The organism is Gluconobacter sp. P1D12_c (genome assembly GCF_018812105.1).
Lineage (GTDB): Bacteria > Pseudomonadota > Alphaproteobacteria > Acetobacterales > Acetobacteraceae > Gluconobacter > Gluconobacter oxydans_A.
This window is the reverse complement of sequence record NZ_JACSIQ010000042.1, coordinates 1-2731: the sequence shown is the minus strand read 5'-3', so window position 1 is coordinate 2731 and position 2731 is coordinate 1. Positions and strand designations below refer to the sequence as shown.

The following is a 2731-nucleotide window of genomic DNA, read 5'->3' as shown; positions in this document are numbered from 1 at the left end:
GCAAGGTTGAACGCGAGCGCGTAGTCATCCAGGGGGGCAGTCCCCGATCTGCTCAAAACGCAGAGCGAAAGCGACCCAAGGAACCGTCAATCAAATCGCCAAAAGCCAGAAATCACGAACCAAGGCACATCAACCAACGGTTCTTCGATCCCTCCACTTTGTGCTGATTTCTTATTCTTGGCGCTTTAATTGATGGCTGCCGTGGTCGCATTCGCTCTGCTTTCTGAGAAAATCTTGATTTTCGCATTGGCTGGATTGTTGCGCTGTAGCGTTAATCCTCTACAAAAATCAATAGTCGCTTAGCGCTACCCTACGCCACTTGTTCGTAGCGACGCATACATAATGATAGTTTGTATCGTCAGTGAATTGGCCTGGTTTACACGAAGAAGATGAAGTAGGTGATGTAAGCGTTTCACGATATGATGATACCGTGAGGCCTTTGAGCGTCTCGCCTTGACCGCTTCCTATGATCCATCCTTTATTATAAATGAAAGATACTTGACTGTGCCTACCATTGTTGTCAGCATCTATATCTGTTAAGGATATGGATTTTCCTGCTCCTAAGGATACTCCGGCCTCAAAAGTAGCCATACCTATAGATTCAAGCGTTTTATTCACAATCAACGGATCCATAAGTTTTATATTTTTATTTTTTGCTACTATATTGTTTACTGAAATAAGTGGTGTAATAATTTTTGAATTATTAAATAGATAACCTAATTTAGAAAACATATTACATTGGTTAGATGCATTACAGATAGAATATGATCCATCTCCACTATACTTAACATATGCACCTGGAATCCCATTATCCAAAGAACCCACTGTTCCACCAACTCTAAGACCTTCTCGCCACGACATGTTTCTGTAGTCTACACATTTAGCTCCGCTAGGAGCGTCACATGATTGCCATTGATTCAGTATCATAGACGAAGAACCGGCGTTTTTAAATAAACTCATTACTAGTGCAGTGCTGTTCGGCGCCGATCCAGTTGATATGGGATTTGTAACGTTAATAGTGTTGCCTGCTATAGACTGCACAAAACTCGATATGAACGGGTTTAACTCAAGCAGTTTTGGAATTTGTCCGCCAAGATAAATTCCCCAAGATTCTTTGTCTGGCCATGCATTATAGCCATCCGTTTGCGGGGTTCCATCGACCCACTGTAAGCCCTTTTCATGGCTATCTACGCCAATAGTTAGACCATTGAAGTGATATTTTCCACTGGTTGTCGTGTGCAGCTCATTATCATACTCGCCATTTTCACATTCCCTAACTAAAGAATGTGGCGCTCCCCCTCTATTATTTACGGTATCATAGTCACCCAATTCACATGTTAAAAGCTGATTAAATTGTTTTGAACGCGCACCTATGTAAATAGTTGGTGTCGTAGCACTGAAGTCATAATGCCGATCAAGGTACAGAGGCTCTAGCGCATAATTTTGTGGGTTCCCTTTCGCCACATTACCTGCTCCGGGAATAACCCACATATCAACATCTAGTCGGTCGCAAAATTTTGAATTCTGAAATTTAGACGGGCATGGTACTGAAAAACTCCAATTATTCAGCATTCCAGAAAATCCATTAACTGCATACGCGCCATATACATTCTTTCTATTGACATAGGAAGACATGGATACATTCGAGATTATGTTTTGATGTTGTTTCAGTTTACTTCGTTGTTTGTCATCCATGGTTGGGTAAATAAAAACCCCTGAAGAACTAAAGTAAATACTTCTTTTCGTCCCAGTTTCATCTGAAATTCTTGATCCAAAAACGAGTTTTGGCGGACTACTCTTCGTTCCTATATCTTCAACAACAGAGTCAAAAGTTCCGTAAGAAGCCATTTGATTTCCGGTGGTCGGGCTGATTCCTGGTCTATTTCCAGTATAGGACGAATTTGAGTTCCATATACTCAAACAGGCACCAAGGTTCATACCCCCTTCATCTTGACATGTTATAATCATATGTGATCCTCTGCCTTCAGAAAATCCTCCGATTACAACGCCGTCCGGATCCGTCCACCAATCTTCATTTGGCGGATTTGCTTGGCGGTGTGCACCAGATATACGAACGATAGGTTGTCCATCTACCATGGATGTAAATGTCGTTCTGCCAACATTTAGCATATCTCCTAATGGGACCAATGGACTGTCGAGGTGAAGAGTAGGTACCGTTTTTCGGCCAATCACAGAGGGTCCATGTGTATTTGAGATAGAATTTATAGAGCTCTTGGCATCAGAATGGGTAGCACCAAAAGCGATACCAGCGGTAGAATATTGAATAAACCCCTTGATTTCTTCAAAAATAGAATTTGATTCTTTGGATAAGAATTCATTAAACGAATAACTCTTCTGTGAATACAATAAAAAAATAGCTAATATTATTATGGTTTTTCCTAATTTGCGCAAAAAACTCATGGAGCACCTTATAATAAATTCGAACTATATTATCTAAATCTTAATTATCTTATTTCCTGCTTAGGAAAAAATGAAATGTGTTCTTATATAAGAGCATATTAGATTTTGGAACAAGCCGACTTCAAGGGTTCGAAAAACTTTCTAGGGCCTATAAGGAGAGGTAGAGGGATCGAAGAACCCTTGATTGATGTGCTTGGTTCGTGATTTCAAGCTTTTGGCGATTTGATTGACGGTTCCTTGGGTCGCTTTCGCTCTGCGTTTTGAGCAGATCGGGGACTGCCCCCCTGGATGACTACGCGCTCGCGTTCAA

The 2731-nt window shown here is 41.1% G+C and carries 1 protein-coding gene; it reads right to left on the bottom strand.

Annotated features, from left to right (window positions below; translation table 11 throughout):
* Positions 1-288: 288 nt before the first annotated feature.
* The gene (locus KP705_RS15255; RefSeq protein ID WP_215764759.1) at positions 289-2421 is read right to left on the bottom strand and encodes a hypothetical protein; all 2133 of its coding nucleotides are present in this window, start codon (positions 2419-2421) and stop codon (positions 289-291) included.
* Positions 2422-2731 lie beyond the last annotated feature (310 nt).

What these genes read in the sequence shown, in the direction of transcription:
- KP705_RS15255 (WP_215764759.1), bottom strand. Translation starts at nt 2,421, where the DNA reads ATGAGTTTTTTGCGCAAATTAGGAAAAACCATAATAATATTAGCTATT.